The following is a 23,402-nucleotide window of genomic DNA, read 5'->3' as shown; positions in this document are numbered from 1 at the left end:
AAAGTATGAAACTTTTTAATATCGATAACTCAGAAGAATTTTTTAACGTAGTAAATGAATGCAAAGACAAAGTAGAATTAGTAAAGAAAGATGGCTCACGTATTGACTTAAAATCCAAACTCACACAGAATATCCTTTCTATTGACGGCCATTTCTCAGAGCTTCAGTTAGCCCTCCATAATCGCGAAGATATCTCAAAACTGTTAGCTTACGCAATAGATACCAAGTACATTGCCTAAACTCATATATAAAAATATAGCGGTCGGAGTTCGAGTACCCTCGAATCTCCGACCGCCTTTTTATATTGCTATCTTCTTCTCTTACTTTTCTCTTCTGCCAGCAACGCTGCTCCGATTGCTCCGGCATACCGTCCGTTCTCGGTCATCTCTACTTTCTTGCCAAGCTTCTCTGATAAGATCCTGGTAAAGTATTCGCTGTTGCTCAAACCTCCGGTAAGGATCACCTTATCTGCCAGATTCTTTCTGCCTGCAAGCTGTGATACCTTCGCTGCTACAGAATCTACCACACCGGCTGCGATATCTTCCCGTTTCTTACCTTCACCGATATAATTGATCACTTCTGATTCTGCAAATACGGTGCAGAGTGAACTGATCGATAACACATCTCCAGTATCTGCCATATCAAACAACTCCTGCAGAGTTACACCCAGGCGATTCGCCATTATCTCCAGGAATTTACCGGTTCCTGCCGAGCATTTATCATTCATCAGAAAATCCTGTACCATGCCGCCTGATACCAGTATCACCTTTGTATCCTGTCCGCCGACATCGATGATCGAGCAGTCATCTCCTGCCATCTCTCTGCCGCCTCTGGCATGACAGGTAATCTCTGTGATCACATAATCTGCAAAGTCTACTGCAACTCTTCCATATCCTGTTGCCACAACTTTCACATCGTCAGATTCCACATCGATTCCTTCCTCCAGAAGCCTCTCACGGATCACTCCGGTTGTCTCCTTACTGCTCCATCCTGTCGGCAGCACAAACATTAATTCCTTATCTCCTCGTACTGCTGTCTTGGACGCAGTAGATCCAATATCAATTCCTACATAATACATCTTGTCTTCCCTCTGATTTCTTCTATTTCGTTTTACGATCTTTAACAGTAACGGTCGCGGTGTGGATTAAAGTCCTTTTTCACCTCTGCCACTTTCAGAATCTCAATCTCCTTCTGTTCTGCAGTCTCCCATATCGTATCCAGATCGTCCTTTTCCACCATCAACGACACGCCGCAGCATTTACTCGCACTTCTGGGGGTAGGAGCAATCACTGCCCGAACCCCCAGCTTTTTTAATTCGCGGTATAATCGCATTGCATTGTCATGATTAGGAAACAGAATATAATGCTGAATCTCTGACATCTATCCCATATCTCCTTAGTTATTAAGCATCTCCACAAATGCACTGATTCTGGTACGAAGCTGCTGAGCATCGCTGTCCGTGTAATCGGTCTCGATTCCCAGTACCGGAATACCTGCTTCCTTCATCGCACGCTCTACGAAATATCCTTCGGTGTCGTAAAGGTTACAGAACTTCAGATTCACATCAATGATTCCGTCTACTTTGTATTCTTTTGCCAGGCGGAGGATATCATCGATTCTTCCATGATTTGGTGTAAAGCATGCACAGTTAATGCCCATATACCGCTCTGCGATTGCATCGATCTGCTCGTCGATCGTAGTACCACTCTCGTCTACAAAACGCTCAAAGTAACGGGTACCTGTGCACATTTCTTCACAAACAACCACTGCTCCGCTGGTCTCAACAATATTATGAAGCTTCCAGTTCGGAATTGCAAGCGGTGTTCCTGTCAGCATGATTCTCTTGGTTCCTTCCGGCACTACACTGACACCATCTTTGATCCGCTGCTCCAACTCATCACACAGTTTATTCGTCATCTGTGCAAATCTTGCCGGATCATCATAAAATGCAATCTGAGAAATAACCAATGCATCCGTACCGCTGATTGGAAGCTTCTCATTCTTACGACAGGCATACAGTCTGTCCAACGCTTTTCTCTTATTATTAATCAGTTTGATACTTTCTGCTAACTTCTCTGCTGTCACTTTGTTACCGGTAAATTCTTCTACCACATGCATCAGCTCTTTAATCTCTTCTGCCCATGCCTTTACATCCTTGGCACGTTTCATCTGCGGAAGATCCATTACATGTACCGGTACGTCCTCAGACAAAATCTCCCATGCCTTCTTTTTACCATCACAGGTAGTCTCTCCGATATACATATCCGCGATCCGGAAAAATGGACAGGTACGGTCAAGTCTTGCTCCTACAGATGCTTTGATCAGCGGACAGGTATTATTCGGAAGCACCTTCTCGCCTCCCGGTACCCAGAACTGAGATCCGCCGCAGAGTCCGGTCGCAATTGCATCTGCTGCGAAGATCACCTCATCCGGTACGTATACACAGAATGTACCAAATACCTTGCCGCCTTTTTTCTGATGTTCAATCAGTTCTGATGGGCGGATACCGTGAATATCTGCAACTACCATATCATAATAGTCCATTCCGTCCGGGCGGTTTTCCTGAGAGAGAAATACATCCCCAACCGCCTGTGGAAGCACCTGACACAACTGATCATGCAGCTCCAGATTCATCCCCAGTTCTTCCCACATTTTCTGATTATCTGCCATAATTCTTTTCCTCCTTATTATCGCATTTGAACAATTAATCTATTTTTATCGTAACATTTTTATCAATTATTCACAATAATAACAAGGCTTTTTGTTATAGTTTTCATCTATATGTAGGCGATTTTATTTATTTCTTCTATACAAATATCTATCTCTTCTTCTGTATTCGATGCGCTGAATGCAAACCGCACGGTTCCCTGCGGAAAAGTGCCAAGCGACCGGTGTGCCACAGGTGCACAGTGTAGTCCTACTCTGGTCATAATCCCTGCTGCCTGCTCCAGTTCAAAGGCAGCTACTGCATTGTCCACCGTCTGAAAATCCAATGACACTACTGCCACTCTGTGTTCCAGATCTTTTCGACCCACGATCCGTATCTTAGAATTCTCAGACACTCGCTCGAGAAAATATCCAGTCAGCGACATCTTACGGTCATGTATGCGTTCGATTCCCTGTTCTTCTAAATAAGACAGCGCCGTATGCAATCCTATGATCCCCGGAAGGTTCATTGTACCGCTCTCATACTTATCCGGCAGATTCTCCGGCATCAGCAGAGAATCTGACTGACTTCCGGTACCTCCTGCAATCAACGGCTTCATATCTCGATCCAGCCTCTCTGATATCAGAAATCCACCGATTCCCTGTGGTCCAAGCAGTCCCTTGTGACCGGTAAACGCCAGGAAATCAATCCCGCAATTCTCCATATCGATATCCAATGTTCCTGCAGTCTGTGCCGTATCCACTGCAAAGATCAAATCATGTTCCTGACAGATCTTACCAATTTCTTCAATCGGAACTACGGTTCCACACACATTTGACGCATGAGTTACCAATACCGCTCTGGTGCTGTCTCCAATCAGTGATTTTAAATGTTCAAGATCCAGATTGCCGTCTCTGTCTGTCTGTGCAATGTCATAGTCCACACCCACAGCCTTCATCTGTTCCAGCGGGCGCATCACTGCATTATGCTCCAGCCCCGTCACGATCACATGATCTCCGGGCTTCAAAAAGCCTTTTATAAACAGATTGAGGGAATAGGTCACACTCGGTGTAAACACTACTCCCTTAGAATTCTTCGCATGAAAAAGACGCGTCAGCTGTTCTCTCGTATCCAGCACGACGCCTTCGATCTCGTATGCGCCTTCATAATTGCCACGGTTAATATTAAATGCACCGTGAGCTAACAAATCCGCCATGGCTTCCGGCACACCTGGTGCCTTTGGCCATGACGTACTGCCATTGTCAAAATAAATTTGATTCATATACTCTCCTGAATCACTTACATGCTTGCAGACGTACGTCGAACGCCCGGCTCGAAACCTTCGGTTCCTCGCTGTCCGCTGCGCTCACATAGCCTGCTTCACAAAGACTCTTTCGTCTGCAAGCAGCCGACGCGTCTTTGCTTGCATGCTGCGTTCGACTTACCACTCAAACTTCTTCTCGAAATATGCGTTCAGATCTTCGATCTTCACTCTTTCCTGCTCCATGGTATCTCTGTCTCTTACAGTTACTGCTCCGTCTTCCTCAGAATCGAAATCGTATGTTACGCAGAATGGTGTACCAATCTCATCCTGACGGCGGTATCTCTTACCAATGTTACCACGCTCATCATACTCACAGTTATACTTCTTAGCTAACTGAGCATACACTTTCTGTGCACCTTCAGACAGCTTCTTAGACAGTGGAAGGACACCAATCTTAACCGGTGCAAGTGCCGGATGGAAATGAAGCACAGTTCTGACATCCGGTTTTTCCTCTGTACCAATGTTCTCCTCATCGTATGCACTGCACAGGAATGCAAGTACCATACGGTCTGCTCCCAGCGACGGCTCAATAACGTATGGGATGTATTTCTCTTTCTTCTCATCATCGAAATATGTCAGATCCTGCTTAGATACCTCCATATGACGGGAAAGGTCATAATCTGTACGGTCAGCAATACCCCACAACTCACCCCATCCGAATGGGAACAGGAACTCGATATCCGTAGTTGCCTTACTGTAGAATGACAGTTCTTCCTGATCGTGGTCACGGTAACGTACTTCGTCATCCTTAAGTCCCAGCTTGCTCAGCCAGTCCAGACAATACTGCTTCCAGTATGCAAACCATTCCAGATCCGTATCCGGCTCACAGAAGAATTCCATCTCCATCTGTTCGAACTCTCTGGTACGGAATGTAAAGTTACCAGGTGTGATCTCGTTACGGAAAGACTTACCGATCTGACAGATACCAAATGGAATCTTCTTTCTGGATGTACGCTGTACGTTCTTAAAATTAACGAAAATACCCTGTGCAGTCTCCGGACGAAGGTATACCACGTTCTTAGCATCCTCTGTTACACCCTGGAATGTCTTGAACATCAGGTTAAACTCACGGATTTCTGTAAAATTATGCTTACCGCAGGTCGGACATGGAATATTGTTCTCTGCGATGAACTCCTGCATCTTCTCATGGCTCCATCCATCAATACTGTCTCCAATGTCGATGCCGTTCTCATGCGCATAATCCTCGATGATTTTATCTGCACGGAAACGCTCGTGACATTCTTTACAGTCCATCAATGGGTCACTGAATCCCCCCAGATGTCCGCTGGCAATCCATGTCTGCGGGTTCATCAGAATCGCACAATCTACGCCTACATTATATGGAGACTCCTGTACAAACTTCTGCCACCAGGCTTTCTTTACATTATTCTTAAGCTCTACTCCAAGATTACCATAGTCCCATGTATTGGCAAGGCCGCCGTAGATCTCAGAACCCGGATATACGAATCCTCTTGACTTCGCCAGTGCCACAATCTTATCCATTGTCTTCTCTGCCATTATTAATCCTCTTTCCTTTTGTTATTCGATGCCAAAATGCACCCTTATCGCATATTATACCGTCTGTATACAGAGTTTTCAAGTCATCAGCTTTAATATTTCCAGTGATTTAAACTGATGGTCTACATACACATCCATGTATCTTCCCATGACCATCGCAAGTTCTCTGAGCACCAGATCCGATACAGTAAAATTATACAGATGTTCTACCTTTGCACTCTCTATGTACTGCAGCGTATACCAGGTAGATGGGTCAAGTTCCAGACCGTCATAGACATCCCGGATGCAGTGGGTACATACTTTGCCGCCCTTCAGCGTACTGAACTTCCCTGGACGCTCTTTATCTCCGCACACCACACATTGGAATACTTGCGGTGCCTCGCCGTTAATGCAGATTGCCTTCAGCTCGTAGATATACCGGATCAGACGATTTGGAACCTTCTCATTGATAAGTGCCCGCATTGTCTGATACAGAAGCTTTAACATTTCTCTCTCATCATTAGCTTCTCGGCAGTAATAGGATGCAATCTCTACAAAATAAAAGCCATAATAAGCACCCTCGATATCTTCTCGTAACTCTGCAAAATAATTGGAAATAGAGGCCGACACCAGTGTATATGATGTCCGCCCCTCATAGACTGTAAATTCACCAAATGAAAACGGGTTGATCACTCCGCTCAGTGCATTGCCAGGCTTCCTCGCCCCTCTGGCAAATGCGCTGATCTTGCCTCTTTCTCTGGTGAGTATGACAACCCGCTTATCATACTCGCCGATCGGAACAGCAGATAGCACCATTCCCATAACCGTTATCTGATTCACTTCGCCTTACCTCTGTCCCGGCATCTGATGATCTGCCATAATGCTCCATGACCGAATGACAGATTTGGATTCCCTTATATTCCAGATAATCATCAACCTTACCCGATGCCATAAATTTATTCCAGTATGTTTCTTCCATGCAATCACCTCATCCTGTGTTATAGGATTAGGTTCTCCTATGGAAGGGGCGTTTTATTCATCTTCCCGGTATCCAAAATTTTTCACAAGGAAATCACTGTCTCTCCAGTCCTTCTTTACCTTGACCCAAAGCTTCAGATTTGCCTGCATATCCAGCATTTTTTCAATCTCATACCGCGCAGTACTTCCGATTTTTTTCAACATACTTCCTTGTTTTCCAATAATGATACCCTTATGTGAATCGCGTTCACAGATGATCGTGGCATCAATATGCATCACTTTACCTTTTTTCTTCATGCTGTCGATCACAACTGCGATACCATGAGGAATCTCTTCATTCAGGCAGTGTAATGCCTTCTCACGGATCAGCTCTGCCACGATCTGACGCTCCGGCTGATCAGTAATCGTATCCTCATCGTAAAACTGAGGTCCATACGGCAGATACTGATATACTACCTTCAGAAGTTCTTTGGTATTCTCCCCACTTCTGGCCGATACCGGCACGATTGCCGCGAAATCATAAATGTCCTGATATGCTGCAATAGAAGCCAGCACTTCCTCTTTCTTCACAGAATCTACCTTATTAATAACAAGAATGACAGGTGTTGTTACTTTTTTCAGCTGATCTGCAATATGCTTTTCACCGGCTCCGATAAACGTTGTCGGCTCAACTAACCACAGCACCGCATCTACTTCGTTCAATGTGCGTTCAGCCACATTAACCATGTACTCGCCCAGCTTGTTCTTTGCCTTGTGGATACCCGGTGTGTCCACAAAAATAATCTGCCCTTCCTCCGTTGTCAGCACCGTCTGAATCCGGTTTCTAGTCGTCTGTGGCTTATTCGATGTAATTGCAATCTTCTGTCCGATCAGGTAATTCATCAATGTAGATTTGCCCACATTCGGACGGCCGATCAGTGTTACAAATCCTGATTTATAATCTTTTTTCATCTGGTTCTCCTTATCTTTCAGATACTCATAATCCGGCTAAAATCCGGTCACGGTATCAAACATATCCTTCGCTTCTTCGATCTTGTCCTCACTTCCGATGACACAGATCTGCTCTGCTTTCATCATCGCTTCCACGATTCCTGCAAGTCCTCTGATATCTTCCTGTGTTGCCTCCAGTACCTGTGCACGTTCTTCTTTGATCATATCTTCTGTCACATGATTCATATACAGGTTCATAGAACGGTCACCTTTCAGTGCCGGTGTCATTGGCTGATCCAGATTACTGATCGTGCCGATGATATATTTATTCATATCAAAATCACTGACAGTAAATGTCCGCAGATAATCTGCCACGCCTTCATAAATCTCCATCGTGCGTTCCAGATTCGGATCACGGTAAGATACAAAGTAACCTTCTCCGATCCGGTTAAAGTTACTCATACATCCATATGCTCCGCCCTTTACACGGATATTCTGCCACAGATATTCATAACCCATAATAACCTTCAGTACCTGCAGTGCTCCGGTATATTCTGCGCCCTGATCAATAAAATTACCGCAACGTGCCACATACTGTACCTTGGACGCTGTCTTAAATCCTTCGTTCTTCTTCTCACAGTGAAGCTCGCAGTGCTTTCCGCTCTCTTTCTCCTGCAGATATAAGCCTTCCGCAAATGCGCTGATCTGCTGTTTCATTCCTTCCAGTCCCACACGTTCTGCCGTATAGCTGATCATCATATTGTCAGCACGGAACAGCATTCTGGTAAGCTTGATGAGATTGGTGATCAGCTCATCCTTTTCTGTATCAAATGCTTTCTCAATTCTTGCCACATTCTGGTAGTACTCAATACCGCTAGTCATATCTTTTAGCTTGGCTGACGGTGACGCATAAGACATTGCCCGGAGCGCTGCTGTCGTATGTCCGGATGACTGGAACCGCATCAGCAATCTGGATGCTGTCATGGCAATGATCTCTTTCAGACGTTTCTCATCATCCAGCTTCGATCTTACCAGAATCTCCTGCATCATGTTAAATGCAATTGGAAGCTTGTCATATAATGCTTTGGCCTTGATCTCGAATGTTGCCCGGAATTCTTTTTCTTTTGCCTTGGTCACATCTGTGTAAAGTTCCAACGATGTACCGATACCGCCGGTATGCACATTGATCTCATTAAAGAGTTCACCATATTCATAATTCTCTGTATCAATGATTCCCAGCACACCCTGCAGGATTCCCGCATACGGAAGCAATTCCTCCGGAACCTCTGACATATCGAACATAATATCTATATAGCCTATACCATTGGTATCAATCTCGTGGAATACCATCGGAATACCTGCGAGTTTCATTTCTTCATTATAGATCGGTGCAATCTCTCTGCTGATATCCTCACGCTTCAATACAGGAATCGTAGCCAGCGCTTCCGCATCGGATGGCTCTGACTGGTATATTTCCAACGCCTTCGTACGCTCTACTAATTCTGCAATCTCTTCTTTGCTGAGACCTGCCTTATATGCCTGCAGCTTATCGTGAAGTTCCTTGTCCATACGCGCTGTACGTCCGCGCTCCGGTTTCAGCGTTACGATCACACCGTGCTCATTGTCCAGCAGATACTCACGGATCAGATTCTCAAAATATCCGGTATTCATCTGTTTCTTAAGAAATGCAAATGTGTCCAATGCCTGGATATGAATAAACGGTTCATTTTCATCATAGAGCCAGCTGTCCATGATCTGCAGACCGTACATCAGACCCTTCGGGTAACGTCCGTAATCCGCTTCTCGGTACTGGAACTCATGATAATTAATACCTGCCTCCAGTGCTTTTCTGTCAATGCCATGCTCTGTCATATCTGTAAGAAGCTTCTCGATCAGTGTCACAAATTCTTCCTTCTGCTCCGGATTCGCATTCTTAGCAACTACAGAAAAAATTGGCTGATATATGCCATTGTCATAAGAGCCCAGAATATCCTTACCAATTCCAGCCTCTAACAGTGCCTTCTTAAGCGGTGCTCCCGGTGCTGATAACAACGCATAATCCAGAATCTCAAACGCCACATACAATTCTTTATCCAGACTGGTTCCGATTACCTTATTATAAGAAAGGAATGTATTATCCTCCAATGGTTCCTCACTGGTAACCGAATATGGCATCTCCACTTCTTTCATCTTCGCAAATGGCTCCTGATAAGCAATCCGCGAATCAATCTCTGCCACATCAAACTTGCTCAGATATTCCTGATCCAGCCATACAAGCTTCTCTTCCATATCCATATCACCATACAGATAAATATAGCTGTTGGACGGATGATAATATTTCTTATGAAATGCCAGAAACTGCTCATAGCTGAGATTCGGGATTACATCCGGATCTCCACCTGATTCATTAGCATAAGCAGTATCCGGAAACAGTTCATTCAATACCACTCGGTCAAGCACACCCTCTGGCGAAGAAAATGCTCCTTTCATCTCATTATATACAACGCCGTTGTATTCCAGGTCCGCATCCTCAGAATCCAGCTTATAACTCCATCCCTCCTGACGGAAAATCTCCTCATGCTTATAGATATTCGGATAGAATACTGCATCCATATATACATGCATCAGGTTCTGGAAATCCTTATCATTGCAGCTTGCCACCGGATACATCGTCTTGTCCGGATAAGTCATCGCATTTAAAAATGTATTCAGCGATCCTTTGACCAGCTCTACAAACGGATCCTTGACTGGGAAATGATCAGATCCGCACAGTACCGAATGCTCCAGAATATGCGGAAGTCCTGTGCTGTCCTCCGGCGGTGTACGGAATCCTACCGAAAACACCTTATTGTCATCATCTGCCTCCATCAGCACAAGTTTGGCACCGCTTTTCTTATGCTTCAGCAGATAACCGTGGCACTTGACATCCTGCAGATCTTCATCCTTTATAATCTCGTATTGATTCAAATCTCTTATACTCATACTCTAGTCTCCAATTCTATTCAATCATTCATCATTATCTCCCATTGTAACACAATCTATTTCTTTTTTCATCCGGAAGATATGTTTATCGAGAACATGTCACACATAAAGAAACAGCAGGCAGAACATATCTCTACGTTCCACCTGCCGAGATTCTATTTCTATTCTATTACTTTGCCACAGGATTACTTACGCTGACTTTGTGGTCATACCACTTGTCCTTGGTACCGATCAGTGCCAGATCAAACTCTTCATCCAGTTTCTTTACCGGCACATCAAATGTATATACTTCTTTCGGTTCTGAACCGTCTGTATATTCAATCGTTTCTGTACCAGAAGGATCGATCAGATCTGCGCCATCTTTCTGTGCATCCTTTGCCGTTCCTAAGAATAACTGCACGATATTCTTGGAATTCAGAGTAATATGCACCGTCATCTTTCCATCCTCAACGATCAATGTTGCCTTACCACCATCGAAATCTGGATTTTCATGAAACATACCACTGTCAGTATTAAAATCCACCCAGTATTCACCATCTTCTACCGGTGCCTTTTCCGCTTCATCTGCCTCTTCTTCCTTAGCTTCTGAAGCATCATCCTTATTCTGATCTTCTGTAGCTGCTTTTTTGTCTTCTTTTGCAGCGTTATCGCCGCATCCGCTGAGCATGGTCATTGCCATAACTGCGGAAAGCAATAATACCGCTATCTTCTTTCTCAACATACTTTACCGCCTCTACAATCTACTGTTCAATAGCTGCCTTTGTATGCTCTACATAGATCTGCTGAACAGCCGGGATTCTTCCCAGACCTTCGATCTGTGTCTCGATACTGTCAAATGCTCCTGATGCTTCAAACTGGCTCTTCCATGAATCGTCATCATCACCAGCCATATCATTATTTGCATGGTCTCCTGCAACTACCATCAGAGGACGAAGGATTACTTTCTTGTATCCTGCTTCTTTGATCTTGTCGATAACAGCTTCGCAGGCTGTATCCTCTGGTTCACCTTCTACCGTACCGATGAATACATTCTTGTATCCAAGCTGTTCCATCTGTGTCTGCATCTGGTCATAGCTTACATTTGCCACATGAGAAGTACCATGTCCCATGAATACAAATGCTGTTCCGTCTGCTTCTGCTGCTTCCAAGCTGTCATACTCTGCTGCCTTTACTGCTTCGTCCGTGATTGCTTTTGCAACAGCTTCTTTATCTGCATTGATCACAGTTGCATCAGATCCTACTTCTCCAAGAAGAGGCTCTGCAATCTTTACAGACTCAAATTTGTCCTTATAATTCTCAACTGCTTCACTCAGTTCATCATATTCTGCTCCGTGCATCAGATGTGTCGGCTGTACAACCAGATTCTTTACGCCATTATTGACCGCACGCTCCAGTGCCTGATCCATGTTATCAATCTTTTCACCATCACGGGCCTGTACATGGTTGATAATGATCTGAGCGGTAAATGCTCTTCTTACAGACCAGTCTGGATTAGCTTCCTGAAGTGCTTTCTCAATGCCACCGATATCTGTCGCACGGCTGTCATTAAATGATGTACCAAAGCTTACGACCAGAAGTTCATTTTCCCCAATCTCATCTTCATTTAACGGATCATCTTTTGATGCATCTCCTGTATCTCTTCCAAAATAGTCCGGATCAGCATTCTCTCCGGATACCAGTTCCTTCTGCGCATCTGTCAGCTTATCCCATGCTGTTTTTGCTTCTTCACACTGCTTGTCAGTGTCCTCTGTTCTCTCTTGTACATAGATTGCATCAATCAGGTCTGCCACCTTGTCTGCTGCCTCCTGATCACTATCCTCCGTACTTTCTGCAGTCTCCTTGCTGTCTGCATCACTGCCCTTGCTGTCACTGCTTCCGCATCCTGCAAGCAGAGACATTGCCATTGCTGCTGTAAGTAACGCTGCCACCAGTTTCTTCTTCATGCTCCGTTCCTCCTTGAATTTTGGACACAAAAATACTCCGTTCCGTACAAGAACGAAGATTCCAAAAACAAAGATACGCAAAGACAAAACTATCAGCAAAATAGTCTTTTATCTATCTTTCGTACTGCCAGTTGCTCGTGGCATGAATTCTCATTCCTGTACTGCGAAAGGCAGGTCTCCCGGCTTATCACTCTGACGCATCCGATCCTTCCCGGTCTCCCAGTGGATACTTCTTCTGCTCGTGAAATACGGTGACGAGTTCGTACAGGATTCACACCTGTTTCCCTTTTCACCGGTCAGACCATACTTGTAATCCGACCGACACCTCACACATCTGTATTTAATTGCATCACTCATTTACCTAATTAATGTAACACGGAGTCGCAGGTCTGTCAAACCCCAATCACACGATACTGAAAAATGGGAACCCTCTCGGATTCCCATTTCATATCATATCAATTATTCTTCTTTTCCATATATCTTACGGAGTACCAGCAAGGTTCCGATTGTCAATACGATTCCGACCGGAAGTGCGATAAATGCTGTTCTCACGAAACCTGCGACCACATATGTCACAAATGAAATTGCCGCTACAGTGATAGCATATGGAAGCTGTGTAGATACATGATTCACATGATTACACTGTGCTCCCGCAGATGCCATGATCGTAGTATCGGAAATCGGTGAACAGTGATCTCCACATACTGCACCTGCCATACACGCTGAAATAGAAATGATCATCATTGTATCATTTGTTCCCTGGAACACAGCTACTACGATCGGGATCAGGATACCAAAGGTTCCCCATGATGTACCGGTTGCAAATGCAAGGAAGCATCCTACCAGGAAAATGATCGCCGGAAGCAGACTCATCAGTCCTCCTGCCGCATGCTGCATTGCGTTAGCCACAAATTCTGCCGCGCCAAGGCTATCTGTCATTGCCTTCAATGTCCATGCCATTGTCAGGATCAGGATAGCCGGAACCATCGCCTTAAATCCTTCCGGAAGACATGACATGCAATCTGCGAAGTTCAGTACGCGTCTTACCAGATAGAACACAATGGAAATGATCAGCGCGAAGAAGCTTCCTACCGCAAGTCCTACGGATGCATCACTGTTAGAAAATGCAGTGATAAAATCGTCACCCTCGAAGAATCCGCCGGACCAGATCATTCCAATGATACAGCAGATGATCAGCACTACGATCGGAAAGACCAGATCAATAACTCTTCCTTTCTGATTCACGATTTCTTTGGAAGCATTCTCATATGGTCTGTCAGGAGTTGTATAAATATCTCCATTCTTAACTGCATTATCTTCATGGACTTTCATCGGACCATACTCTACTTTGAGGAGTACCAGACCAAACATCATAACAATGGTAAGTAATGCATAGAAATTATACGGAATTGCTCTTACAAAAATGGACAGTCCATCTTCACCCTCTACGAATCCTGTAACAGCTGCTGCCCAGGATGAGATTGGTGCAATAATACATACCGGAGCTGCTGTCGCATCAATCAGATAAGATAACTTCGCTCTGGATACATTATGACGGTCAGTTACCGGACGCATAACACTTCCGACTGTCAGACAGTTAAAATAGTCATCGATAAAGATCAGAATACCCAAAATAATTGTTGCAATCTGTGCACCTACACGTGTCTTAATGTGTACCTCAGCCCAACGTCCAAATGCTGCCGAACCTCCTGCACGATTCATCAGACACACGATCGTTCCCAAGATTACCAGGAAAATCAGAATACCCATATTGTAACTGTCAGCCAGTACTCCGACGAATCCGTCCTGTACAACATGTGTAACCGTTTTTTCAAATGTAAAGTTAGAATAAAATACGCCACCAATCACAATACCGATAAACAGCGAACTGTATACTTCCTTAGTAATCAATGCAAGCGCGATTGCCACTACCGGCGGAATCAACGCCCAAAAGCTGGCGTACATATTTGGAACATACTCTTCTGCTCCGTCTGCTGCAAATGCGATCACCGGACAGCACATTACCATTAATGCAATGGCAGATATCGTCCATGCGATCTTTCTCTTCATGTTGTTCATATAATACCTCTCTTCTCTCTTAGATACTCTATAACATTAGTGTTACTATACAAAGAAAGTCATGGACAATGCTTACGCACACTATCCATGACTTTAATTACTAAATCAACACTTTATAAAATGTATCTTACTTATATTCATCATGATAGCGCTCCACTTTCGTGACAGTCCGCAAGATATTCTCCTGCAGCCCAGACAAATCCTTTGGCTTAAATCCATCTTCGGCAGTCTCCCCTTTCTCATACAACAGTATGCCACACTATCGTCATATGATACTCATGAAACCTGCGCCTCTATCCAAGACCTTATTCATATAGTATATGTTTTATCATGTCTGAATCAAAATGTCAACTGTTACTATTTTATCAAACACTTCATACGGACATAGCAATACTCTGGTTTTAATCCGATTTTTTACGGTTCACCTGCAGAAGCAGACTGATTCCAAGCGGATTAATTACTACTCCTGTGGCCTCTTTTGCCAGATGTTTCAGAAATTCTGCTTCTGTCATAACTGCCGTCTCCACTTTCATGGTTGGATTCACATGCTGGAACTTCAGGAATTCCTGCATGTCGCTAAACATCGGCTGCAAAGAGCCACCATCTTTTGTCTTCAGAAGGGGTGTTGTTCCTTCCTTAGTTCTTGCCACAATGTAATATCCTTCCCGGTAATGAGTCATCATCTCTTCTTGAAGCTCTTTTAGTTCTTCTTCATGTTCCTGCGCCTTTGTCCCGCGCGAAAGCTGTGTGAAGTAGATAGCTGTCAGATGAAATTCCGGATTCTCCACACGAAACTTTGGCCTTTCTCCTGCATCCAACGCCTTTCTGATCTCATATGTAAAACGAGGAATATCCGGACGGTTAATTACCTTATCCAAATCCAGCCGTACCTGTGATTCCTCTCCTTTGTTGATCAGAACCGCATTAACGCCCAAAGAATAAAGATTTGCAAAAAATCCAAATCTCTGCTTCTGCGGAAGATGAGCAGTACGCACTCTGTATCCTGCGTCCTCAATCTTCTTAGCTTCATTTTCCGCCATTTCCCTGTTCTCATATACCAACACTTGATCGTCACAGGTCTCAATATCACATTCTACATACGGCAGTCTGGTACTGTCACATACAATTGCTGTCAGATCCGGCGCTGTCTGTAACAGTTCTATTTCTTTTTTTCTGTTCTCGGATTTATTTACCATCATGATCCGGTCTCCTTTTTGAAAAGAAGTCCGCCGGAATGACCCGACGGACTCCTAAGTTTATCTTTCTGTTGAATAATCTTATTCTGCTCCGTACAGAGTAACGAGCTTCTTCAGATATTCGTATCTATCCTTTGCTTCTGCTTCATTCTTAGCAAACAGAACTTCTGCTTTTTCTGGGTAGAATCTTGCAAGAGAGTTGTAACGAACTTCTCCGTTCAGGAAGTCCATATATCCTTCCATCTTAGGTTCTTTGCTGTCCAGAGTAAACTTAGCGCCTTCTGCTGCCGGGTTGAATCTGAAGTTATTCCAGTATCCGCACTCAACTGCAAGCTGTTCCTCTGTCTGAGCTTTGCTCATACCCTTCTTAATACCATGGTTGATACATGGAGCGTATGCGATGATCAGTGATGGTCCCGGATATGCCTCTGCCTCTGCGATTGCTTTAACTGTCTGATTGAAGTCAGCACCCATAGCGATCTGTGCAACATATACATAACCATAGCTCATTGCAATACCAGCAAGGTCTTTCTTCTTAGTCTCTTTACCGCCTGCTGCGAACTGAGCAACAGCACCTGTCTTAGTAGACTTAGAAGACTGTCCACCTGTGTTAGAATATACCTCTGTATCGAATACCATAACGTTGATGTCCTTACCACTTGCAAGTACATGGTCAACACCACCGAATCCGATATCGTAAGCCCATCCGTCACCACCGAAGATCCACTGTGATTTCTTAGCAAGGAAATCTTTATTCTTAACGATATCCTGGCATGTCTCGCAGTCGCATCCTTCTAATGCAGCAACAAGCTTATCTGTAGCAGTTCCGTTAGTAGCGCCACAGCTGTATGTGTCAAGCCATTCAGCACAAGCAGCCTTAACTTCTTCAGAAGCTTTTTCTGAAGCAGCTACTGTCTCAACTTTAGATTTCAGTCCTTCTCTCAGAGCCTTCTGAGCTAACAGCATACCATATCCGAACTCAGCATTATCTTCGAACAGTGAGTTAGACCAAGCCGGTCCTTTTCCTTCTGGTGTTACTGTATAAGGTGTAGACGGTGAAGAGTTACCCCAGATTGATGAACATCCAGTTGCATTCGCAATGTACATTCTGTCACCGAATAACTGTGTTACAAGTTTAGCGTAAGGTGTCTCACCACAACCTGCACAAGCACCTGAGAACTCAAGCAGAGGCTGTTTAAACTGGCTACCCTTAACGGTATTCTCTTTAAACTTAGCAACAACTTCTGGCTTAACCGGAATCTCTGTTCCGAAATCGAAGAATGTCTGCTCTCCGGCATTCTCTTCCATGTTAGCCATAACAAGTGCTTTCTCACCCTTCTTGCCCGGGCAAACGTTAGCACATGATCCACATCCTGTACAGTCATAAGCTGATACAGTCATTGTGAACTTCATACCTGGCATACCGATCATATCAATTGTCTTCAGTCCTTCCGGAGCCTTAGCCATATCTTCTTCTGTCAATGCTACCGGACGGATAACTGCGTGCGGACATACATATGCACAACGGTTACACTGGATACAGTTTTCTGATTTCCATACCGGGATATCTACTGCAATACCACGTTTCTCATATGCAGCAGTACCTGACGGTGTAGAACCATCTACGTAATCTGTAAATGCAGATACAGGCAGTGTATTACCTTCCTGAGCATTTACCTTAGCCTGGATATTCTTAACGAATTTAACAGTATCTTCTCTTCCACCCTTAACTTCTGGCGAGAACAGACCTTCATCCTCGCATGACTTCCAGCTCTCCGGTACTTCTACTGCAACTACCTGCTTAGCACCAGCATCGATTGCATCGTAGTTCATCTGTACGATCTTATCACCTTTTCTTCCGTAAGTAGCCTTAGCTGCTTTCTTCATCAGGTCGATAGCTTCTTCCTCCGGAATGATAGCTGCCAGTTTGAAGAATGCTGACTGAAGTACGGTATTGATACGACCGCCAAGTCCGATCTCTTTACCAATCTTGATACCGTCGATTGTGTAAAGTTTGATGTTGTGGTTAGCGATGAATGCTTTTACCTGTCCTGGCAGATGTTTCTCAAGACCTTCCATATCCCATGGGCAGTTCAAAAGGAATGTACCGCCATCAACCAGCTCCTGTACCATGTTATACTTGTTAACATAGGACGGATTGTGACATGCTACAAAGTTAGCCTTGTGAATCAGGTAAGTAGACTTGATCGGCTTCTTACCGAAACGCAAGTGAGACATTGTAACACCGCCTGACTTCTTAGAGTCGTAATCGAAGTATGCCTGAGCATACATATCTGTATTATCACCAATGATCTTGATAGAGTTCTTGTTAGCACCTACAGTACCATCTGCTCCCAGACCCCAGAACTTACAGTTGATTGTTCCTTCCGGTGTAGTAACAAGCGGTGCTCCAACTTCCAGTGAAAGTCCTGTAACATCATCCACGATACCGATTGTGAATTTAGCTTTTGTTGTGTTCTCATATACTGCAACGATCTGTGCAGGTGTTGTATCTTTAGAACCTAATCCGTAACGTCCTGACTGTACCGGTACTGCATCGAACTTAGATCCCTTCAGAGCTGCTACAACGTCCAGGTATAATGGCTCGCCAAGTGCTCCCGGCTCTTTTGTTCTGTCTAATACTGTAATTGTCTTAACACTGTCCGGAATAGCACTGATCAATGCTTCTGCGCTAAATGGTCTGTAAAGACGAACCTTTACAATACCAACCTTCTTGCCTTCTGCCACCAGGTAATCAACTGTCTCGTCGATTGTATCACAGACAGAACCCATAGCAACGATTACATGCTCTGCATCTTCTGCTCCATAGTAGTTGAACAGTTTGTAGTTTGTTCCGATCTTCTCATTAACCTTGTCCATGTACTCCTGTACGATAGCCGGCATAGCATCGTAATATGGGTTACATGCTTCTCTTGCCTGGAAGAAGATATCCGGGTTCTGAGCTGAACCTCTCTGACATGGGTGATTTGGATTCAGAGCGTGCTTTCTGAAAGCATCAACTGCGTCCATATCTACCATATCTTTCAGATCTTCATAATCCCATGTCTCGATCTTCTGAATCTCGTGTGATGTACGGAATCCATCGAAGAAGTTGATAAATGGAATACGTCCTTTGATAGCTGCGCAGTGTGCAACCGGTGTCAGGTCCATTACTTCCTGTACACTGGACTCACAGAGCATAGCACATCCGGTCTGACGACAGGCGTAAACATCTGAGTGATCTCCAAAGATTGATAATGCATGGCTTGCGATAGCACGAGCAGATACGTTAAATACACCTGGAAGCTGCTCGCCAGCTATTTTGTAAAGGTTTGGAATCATAAGCAGCAGACCCTGTGAAGCTGTATAAGTAGTTGTCAGAGCTCCTGCTGCCAGAGATCCGTGAACTGTACCTGCTGCACCTGCCTCTGACTGCATCTCTGTAACCTGTACTTCCTGTCCAAAGATGTTCTTTCTTCCCTGTGTTGCCCACTCGTCTGTAGCTTCTGCCATAACAGATGAAGGTGTGATTGGGTAAATTGCTGCAACGTCTGTGTATGCATAGGAAGCATGAGCCGCTGCATGGTTACCATCCATGGTCTTCATTTTTCTTGCCATTTCAATGTTCCTCCTTAGAATTTTGTCTTAAAATTTCATTTTGACGTATGTAATTATTATATCCCCTGACCTGTTAAAAGTCCAGTTATTCCCCCGAATATATTGTTCCTTTTCCAATACAACATACTACATTGTATATTAAAGGGACAGATTCCTCTGAAATCTGTCCCTCGCATCATTCTATATTATTCTTTTGACTCTTTCTTTATCTTTTTACGATGTACGATAATGATTGCTGTCGCGCCCACAAACAGAATCAGTGCCAGAACTCTTGACACCGGTATTCCTATTCCCGGAATCAGAAGCTGATCTGTCCTGAGACCTTCAATCCAGAATCTGCCCAATCCATATCCTGCCAGATATACTAAAAAAATCTCGCCCTGAAACTTCTGTCTGCATCGATACCAGAACAAGAATGCCAGCACTAACAGACACCATACGGATTCATACAAAAAAGTCGGATGTACCTGAATATAACCTACGCCATCTATCATTTCCAGTTCATCCCGCATCTGCTGTGTCACGTCACCGATCCTCACCGCATCCAACGGAAGTCTCATTGCAAACAGACTGTTCGTATATTTACCAAAAGCTTCTCTGTTAAAAAAATTACCCCAGCGTCCGATCGCTTGTCCGAGCACCAGCCCATGACAGGCAGTATCCAGGAGTATCCCCACTGCCAAATGTCGTCTTTTCGCAAATACAAACACCGTAATAACTGCTGCGATCACCCCACCATAGATTGCCAGTCCACCTTGCCGGATATTAAAAATACTTAACAAATCATTTTTATACATATCCCAGGAAAATACAACATAGTATACTCTGGCTCCGATAATACCAAAGATAACCCCATAAATAGCCAGATCTATATAATCTTCCTGATTCTGTCCGGTCTTCTTTGCCACATGCATAGCCATCAACAAACCTGCCAATATGCCAAGGCCAATAATAACCCCATAGTATGCAATATCAAAATGGAATACACTGATCGTTTTTCCCACATTTTTCAAATGAATGCCGAGATTCGGAAAATCAATTGTTTTATGCATATTAACAACACTCTCTTTCTTTCCGGATCACATTCTACACATTAAAGCGGAACAGCATAATATCTCCATCCTGTACGACATAGTCTTTTCCTTCCAGACGAATCAGCCCTTTCTCTTTAGCTGCATTGTGAGATCCACATGCGATCAGGTCATCATATGCAACAACTTCTGCACGGATGAATCCACGTTCAAAGTCTGTATGAATCTTGCCTGCAGCCTGCGGTGCCTTAGTTCCCTTGGTGATTGTCCACGCACGAACCTCCGGCTCACCTGCTGTCAGGTAACTGATCAGTCCTAGCAGTCTGTAGCTTGCACGGATCAGTTTCTCAAGTCCGGACTCCTTAAGTCCAAGATCCTCTAAGAACATCTTCTTCTCATCATCCTCTAACTCAGCGATCTCCTGCTCGATCTGAGCACATACCACAAATACTTCACACTTCTCTTCTTCTGCATATTTGCGAAGTTTCTGTACGCCTTCGTTGTCTTCTCCGTCATTCGGCAGATCATCCTCTGTCACATTAGCCGCAAAGATTACCGGCTTTGCAGTCAGCAGATTGAAGCTCTGGAACAGTTCTTCCTCTTCCTCGTCTTCAAAGTCATCAAAATTCTTAGCAAGACGTCCATCTTCCAGATATGCTTTGATTTTCTCCAGAAGCTTCAGCTCTTTAGCTGCCGCCTTGTCATTCCTTGCTGATCTCGCTGTCTTGGCAATTCTTCTGTCCAACACTTCAATATCAGAAAAGATCAGTTCCAGATTAATCGTCTCTACGTCACGCATCGGATCGATACTTCCGTCTACATGTACAATATTGCTGTCCTCAAAGCAACGTACTACGTGTACAATCGCATCCACTTCACGAATATTCGCCAGAAACTGGTTGCCAAGTCCTTCACCCTTAGAAGCTCCTTTTACCAACCCTGCAATATCTACAAATTCAATTGCTGCCGGAATGATCTTCTTGGTATGATACATCTCACCAAGTACATTCAGACGTTCATCCGGTACAGTAACAACCCCTACATTCGGGTCGATGGTACAGAATGGGTAGTTGGCTGACTCAGCTCCAGCCTTTGTCAGTGAATTGAATAATGTACTTTTTCCTACATTTGGAAGTCCCACGATTCCTAGTTTCATTTTTTATATTTCCTCCTTCAAAGTTCCTTTATTCATAGTGTTTGCGCTTTCCATTTATCACACCAAGTGCCATATCGAATGCCACCAAACATGATAATATATGTATTTTTATCCTACATTTAATGCACAAGCCACCTTATCAATTTCTTTTCATTTTTCTCTTTTTGAGCCTTTAATATCTTAATAGCTTCATCGCATCTACTATCATACTTGTAGCTTGTTCTATATCACTATGTTCATTTTATTTTAGCTCCTTCCAACAAAAGAAGCTCCAATATAGCAACTTATAGATTACCACACTAGAGCTTCAAATTCAATGTACAGATCAGCTATTTTTACAATTTAGTTTCCGCTTAAGTCACTACACAAATAAGATCTGCCGTGCTGCTTGCCCCAGCAACATCACTTACAAGATGGAAGAAAGACCTAATTCACAGTAGCATTTCGCTCGAGATACTCCGCAAACGCTTTCAACACCTTAAGCAACGGCTCCGGCAAATGCTTATAGCACTCTTCCTTCAGCTCGACAGGAACACCATAGAAGCCTTCTGCGATGCCGCCAGCAATAGCCGTCAGTGTATCACAATCACCACCAAGGGATACCGCAGTACGGATAACATCCTCAAAACTATCTCCCTCCAGGAAAGCCGTGATGGCCTCCGGCACAGTTTCCATGCAGGTTTCTGTATGAAAATATCCGGGTCTGATTTCGTCGCAAGTACGACTCAATTCATAACCAAATTCATATTCCATATATTCCTTAATTTCTGTCTTGCTATGTCCTGTCCTTGCCAGAAAAATAGCACTGGCAGTTGCTTCAGCACCCTTGATTCCTTCCGGATGATTGTGGGTAACTTCAGCTGAAAGCCTTGCTGCGTGTCTGACAGCATCGATATTGTTATATAACCACGCAACTGAAGAAACACGCATTGCAGAGCCATTACCAAAACTATTGTAAGCCTTGCACTCTGGATTACGAAGCCATTGTCGGAACATTCCTCCGTACCCGGCATTCGGATACATCTTTCCAAATTGACGCATACGATTAGCCAAATTTTGCAAAATCCAATCATCTGAAGCACTCGGCTGTGCATCAAGAAAAGTCAGACCGACAGCCAAAGTCATTACGGTATCATCCGTATAGGTGGATTTGCGAGAGAATAAAGGGAACTCTTTACTCTTGTTACCACGGTCAAATTCATAAGGACTACCAATGATATCACCTAAGATTGCTCCAATCATCTCTTTCCACCTCTCTTCTTGTAATCCGCATCAATCTTCTTTTTCCAATCAGCAGACAATGGTGCTGCGCTTGTTCTTACGCTGGTAATTGCCTCGCTGATGACTTCATAGTTGAGTACCGTTCCAACCTCATCACAGTGATAGTTTGCGGCCATAGATTCATCGATACCAAATCTTTTGGCTTCAGCTGCCGCATCAATGTTTGCACCGAGGAAAAGGAACTCCCAACCATAGCGTTCCTTCTGACGTTCAATCATATGGCGCACCTTATCGTAGGTGTAATGATGGCTGGCATTTTCCATACCATCAGTTGTGATGATAAAGAGGGTCTTTTCCGGCACATCTTCTTTGCGGGCATACTTATGAACATTTCCAATATGGTGGATTGCACCTCCAACCGCATCGAGAAGTGCAGTGCAGCCACGCACGAAATATTCCTTGTCTGTAAGATTTGGTACATCAGCAATAACAACACGGTCATGAATAACCTCTGTTTCGTTGTCAAACAGCACGGTGGATACCACGGCATCACCTGGCTCCTTACGCTGCTTTTCCAACATAGAATTAAAACCTCCGATAGTATCCTTTTCCAGTCCCGACATGGAACCGCTGCGGTCTAAGATAAATACAAGTTCTGTCATTTTGAAATCCTCCTTTTTTTATTGTGATTTCATTATAAGAAAAACAGGAGAATGAATGGTCGCATGGTATGCGACATTTTTCAGAAGCCTGTATAACAGAACAATACATCTGCATTTATTCAAAAAAAGAAGCGCTCA

General features: G+C 44.0%; 19 protein-coding genes and 2 riboswitches. Of the genes, 1 reads left to right on the top strand and 18 read right to left on the bottom strand.

Annotated features, from left to right (window positions below):
* Nucleotides 1-5: 5 nt before the first annotated feature.
* Nucleotides 6-239, top strand: coding sequence for a polya polymerase (locus DWZ93_RS09745; RefSeq protein WP_118382745.1), 234 nt, complete (start codon nucleotides 6-8; stop codon nucleotides 237-239).
* A gap of 68 nt (nucleotides 240-307) precedes the next feature.
* Here DWZ93_RS09745 and DWZ93_RS09740 read toward each other — a convergent pair whose 3' ends face one another.
* From DWZ93_RS09740 to DWZ93_RS09660, 18 genes are all read right to left on the bottom strand, one after another.
* On the bottom strand, nucleotides 308-1,078 hold the full coding sequence (locus DWZ93_RS09740) for an acyl-CoA dehydratase activase (protein WP_118382746.1): 771 nt from the start codon (nucleotides 1,076-1,078) through the stop codon (nucleotides 308-310).
* Between the two features lie 41 nt (nucleotides 1,079-1,119).
* Nucleotides 1,120-1,380, bottom strand: a complete 261-nt coding sequence (locus DWZ93_RS09735; RefSeq protein WP_118382747.1) for a DUF3343 domain-containing protein — start codon at nucleotides 1,378-1,380, stop codon at nucleotides 1,120-1,122.
* Between the two features lie 15 nt (nucleotides 1,381-1,395).
* Complete coding sequence (locus DWZ93_RS09730; RefSeq protein WP_118452782.1) at nucleotides 1,396-2,670, bottom strand: double-cubane-cluster-containing anaerobic reductase; 1,275 nt, start codon at nucleotides 2,668-2,670, stop codon at nucleotides 1,396-1,398.
* A gap of 107 nt (nucleotides 2,671-2,777) precedes the next feature.
* A complete protein-coding gene (locus DWZ93_RS09725) occupies nucleotides 2,778-3,929 on the bottom strand; it encodes an aminotransferase class V-fold PLP-dependent enzyme (protein WP_118452781.1) in 1,152 nt (383 codons plus the stop codon).
* Nucleotides 3,930-4,088: 159 nt separating this feature from the next.
* Entirely contained in the window at nucleotides 4,089-5,489 is a 1,401-nt protein-coding gene (locus DWZ93_RS09720) for a glycine--tRNA ligase (RefSeq protein WP_118452780.1), read from the bottom strand.
* A gap of 78 nt (nucleotides 5,490-5,567) precedes the next feature.
* Nucleotides 5,568-6,308, bottom strand: a complete 741-nt coding sequence (gene recO / locus DWZ93_RS09715; RefSeq protein WP_118452779.1) for a DNA repair protein RecO — start codon at nucleotides 6,306-6,308, stop codon at nucleotides 5,568-5,570.
* Nucleotides 6,250-6,447, bottom strand: a complete 198-nt coding sequence (locus DWZ93_RS14640; RefSeq protein WP_147345566.1) for a hypothetical protein — start codon at nucleotides 6,445-6,447, stop codon at nucleotides 6,250-6,252. Before DWZ93_RS14640 ends, recO begins: the two co-directional genes overlap by 59 nt.
* A gap of 53 nt (nucleotides 6,448-6,500) precedes the next feature.
* Nucleotides 6,501-7,397: a GTPase Era gene (era, locus tag DWZ93_RS09710; RefSeq protein ID WP_118382752.1), complete on the bottom strand. Its 897-nt coding sequence runs from the start codon at nucleotides 7,395-7,397 to the stop codon at nucleotides 6,501-6,503.
* 36 nt (nucleotides 7,398-7,433) lie between these two features.
* Nucleotides 7,434-10,358: an insulinase family protein gene (locus DWZ93_RS09705; protein ID WP_118452778.1), complete on the bottom strand. Its 2,925-nt coding sequence runs from the start codon at nucleotides 10,356-10,358 to the stop codon at nucleotides 7,434-7,436.
* Between the two features lie 169 nt (nucleotides 10,359-10,527).
* Nucleotides 10,528-11,079 (bottom strand): hypothetical protein, encoded by a 552-nt coding sequence (locus tag DWZ93_RS09700; RefSeq protein ID WP_118452777.1) that lies wholly within the window; start codon nucleotides 11,077-11,079, stop codon nucleotides 10,528-10,530.
* A 19-nt stretch (nucleotides 11,080-11,098) separates the two neighbouring features.
* Nucleotides 11,099-12,301: a sirohydrochlorin cobaltochelatase gene (locus DWZ93_RS09695; protein ID WP_118452776.1), complete on the bottom strand. Its 1,203-nt coding sequence runs from the start codon at nucleotides 12,299-12,301 to the stop codon at nucleotides 11,099-11,101.
* 152 nt (nucleotides 12,302-12,453) lie between these two features.
* Nucleotides 12,454-12,645: riboswitch (cobalamin riboswitch) on the bottom strand.
* Nucleotides 12,646-12,760: 115 nt separating this feature from the next.
* Entirely contained in the window at nucleotides 12,761-14,371 is a 1,611-nt protein-coding gene (locus DWZ93_RS09690; RefSeq protein WP_442873180.1) for a Na+/H+ antiporter NhaC family protein, read from the bottom strand.
* A 147-nt stretch (nucleotides 14,372-14,518) separates the two neighbouring features.
* Nucleotides 14,519-14,684: riboswitch (Lysine riboswitch) on the bottom strand.
* Nucleotides 14,685-14,781: 97 nt separating this feature from the next.
* Nucleotides 14,782-15,579, bottom strand: coding sequence for an SseB family protein (locus tag DWZ93_RS09685; RefSeq protein ID WP_118452774.1), 798 nt, complete (start codon nucleotides 15,577-15,579; stop codon nucleotides 14,782-14,784).
* A gap of 78 nt (nucleotides 15,580-15,657) precedes the next feature.
* The gene (nifJ, locus tag DWZ93_RS09680) at nucleotides 15,658-19,194 is read right to left on the bottom strand and encodes a pyruvate:ferredoxin (flavodoxin) oxidoreductase (protein WP_118452773.1); all 3,537 of its coding nucleotides are present in this window, start codon (nucleotides 19,192-19,194) and stop codon (nucleotides 15,658-15,660) included.
* A gap of 185 nt (nucleotides 19,195-19,379) precedes the next feature.
* Nucleotides 19,380-20,246, bottom strand: a complete 867-nt coding sequence (gene lgt, locus DWZ93_RS09675; protein WP_118452772.1) for a prolipoprotein diacylglyceryl transferase — start codon at nucleotides 20,244-20,246, stop codon at nucleotides 19,380-19,382.
* A gap of 34 nt (nucleotides 20,247-20,280) precedes the next feature.
* The gene (ychF, locus tag DWZ93_RS09670) at nucleotides 20,281-21,381 is read right to left on the bottom strand and encodes a redox-regulated ATPase YchF (RefSeq protein WP_118452771.1); all 1,101 of its coding nucleotides are present in this window, start codon (nucleotides 21,379-21,381) and stop codon (nucleotides 20,281-20,283) included.
* A 426-nt stretch (nucleotides 21,382-21,807) separates the two neighbouring features.
* Nucleotides 21,808-22,623 (bottom strand): ADP-ribosylglycohydrolase family protein, encoded by an 816-nt coding sequence (locus DWZ93_RS09665; protein ID WP_118452770.1) that lies wholly within the window; start codon nucleotides 22,621-22,623, stop codon nucleotides 21,808-21,810.
* On the bottom strand, nucleotides 22,620-23,264 hold the full coding sequence (locus tag DWZ93_RS09660) for a vWA domain-containing protein (RefSeq protein WP_118452769.1): 645 nt from the start codon (nucleotides 23,262-23,264) through the stop codon (nucleotides 22,620-22,622). Before DWZ93_RS09660 ends, DWZ93_RS09665 begins: the two co-directional genes overlap by 4 nt.
* Between the last annotated feature and the right edge of the window lie 138 nt (nucleotides 23,265-23,402).

It is taken from the genome of Dorea sp. AF36-15AT, from assembly GCF_003477705.1.
GTDB lineage: Bacteria > Bacillota > Clostridia > Lachnospirales > Lachnospiraceae > Claveliimonas > Claveliimonas ammoniilytica.
The sequence above is the reverse complement of the archived record's forward strand: the minus strand, read 5'-3'. Positions and strand labels throughout refer to the sequence as shown.